This window comes from Sphingomonas pseudosanguinis (genome assembly GCF_014196255.1).
GTDB classification, from domain to species: Bacteria; Pseudomonadota; Alphaproteobacteria; order Sphingomonadales; family Sphingomonadaceae; genus Sphingomonas; species Sphingomonas pseudosanguinis.
In genome coordinates this window covers 1-1656 of the sequence record NZ_JACIDH010000043.1, presented here as the reverse complement: position 1 = coordinate 1656, position 1656 = coordinate 1, and the positions used below count along the sequence as shown (strand labels likewise).

Sequence of the window (1656 nt, the reverse complement as noted above, 5' to 3'; positions counted from 1 at the left end):
CAGAACAGCGCCATGCCTCACTCCTCCTGATCCACACACCAGTGAATCAGGAAAACCATCACCCCTCAAGAGGCTGATTGAGTTTGAACCCTAGCATTACAGTTGCGTTCTTGATCGTGTTCTGAATCAATGGGTCACCATGACGAGGAGGTTGTGGTGACGGGAGTATCGGTCGAGGCGACGCTGGAGCTTTGGGCATCATCGCTGCGCGAGGTGAAAGCGCGGATGCGGCCATTGTTCAGCCAGGCGCGTGTTGCGACATCGGCGAACAGTTTTCTGGATGGCCTGCTGGGCGACGAGCGCCGCAAGACCGGGTGGATGCGGGCCGAGGCGGCCGGCGATGCGGGGCCATGGCGACAGCAGGCGATCCTGGGCCGCGGACGGTGGGATGGGGATGCCCTGCGCGACGTCGTGCGCGACTATGCGCTTGAGCACCTGGGCGCTGATGATGCGGTGCTGGTCATTGATGAGACCGGATTCCTGAAGCAGGGCAAGGCGTCGTGTGGCGTGGGGCGCCAATATACCGGGTCGGCCCGGCAAGGTGACCAACTGCCAGATCGGCGTGTTCGCCGCGTATGTCTCGAGCAAGGGCCATGCTTTCGTCGACCGTGCGCTCTATCTGCCGAGGAGCTGGACCGCCGACCCGGAACGCCTGGCGGCTGCGCATGTGCCGGAGGGCACGGCATTCGCCACCAAGCCGGCGCTGGCAGTGAAGATGATCGAACGCGCGCTCGCAGCGTGTATGCCGTTCGCATGGGTCGCGGCGGATGCGGTCTACGGCGTCGGCGACATCGAGCAGGTGCTGCGCCGTGCCGGCAAGGGCTATGTGCTGGGCGTGAAGGACGACCATCGCTTCGGCTCATGGGGCGACAAGCCGGTGGTTGCGGGCACCGCCGCGCAGATCGCAAACGACCTCGATCCGGCTGGCTGGCAGCGTCTGCCGGCGGGTCAGGGCACCAAGGGCGAACGCCTCCACGACTGGGCCTATTTCGAGCTCGCCGACTTCGAAGCCGACGAATATGTCGATGGCGCAACCGGGACATGGACCAGGGGCCTGTTGATCCGCCGCCACCTTGCCGGTGATGACCTTGCCTTCTTCACCACCTGGTGCCCGGCCGGCACGACCATCGAAACCCTGGTCGGGGGGGAAGGACATCGCTGGGCCATCGAGGACAGCTTCGAGACCGCCAAGAACGAACTAGGCCTCGACCACAACGAAACCCGCTCCTGGCATGGCTGGCATCGGCACGTCTCGCTCGTCATGCTGGCCTTCGCCATGCTGGCGGCCATTCGCACCCGTGCCAATGCCGCGCCCCCAAAAAGAGCTTGGACGAGGCCGCGGGCCTGATCCGCTGGTCCGTCCAGGAAATTCGCCGTATCGCCATCCGGCTAGCCCAGCGCCGCATCGAGCCTCGTCACGTCATCGCATGGTCATGCTGGCGACGCGCCCATCAAGCCGCCGCTCGACAGGCGCATGTTCGATCAAAAACGCAACTGTAATGCTAGGCCGAGGAACCATCAAACGGCTTGCATGATATGTAATGGGTTAACTCATTGGCGCGGGGGCAACTGTGATGCTCATGCGAGAGCGATAGGCTGTCGCTTTCGGATCATGGCGTTGAGGATGACGAGGAGCTGCCGTGCGACGGCGATAAG

Annotated in this window: 1 pseudogene; it reads left to right on the top strand. The window is 63.7% G+C overall.

Going from position 1 to position 1656, the window contains the following annotated elements:
- Nucleotides 1-156 precede the first annotated feature (156 nt).
- Nucleotides 157-1348 (top strand): annotated as a pseudogene (locus tag GGR48_RS17835) (IS701 family transposase).
- The last annotated feature ends 308 nt before the right edge of the window (nt 1349-1656 follow it).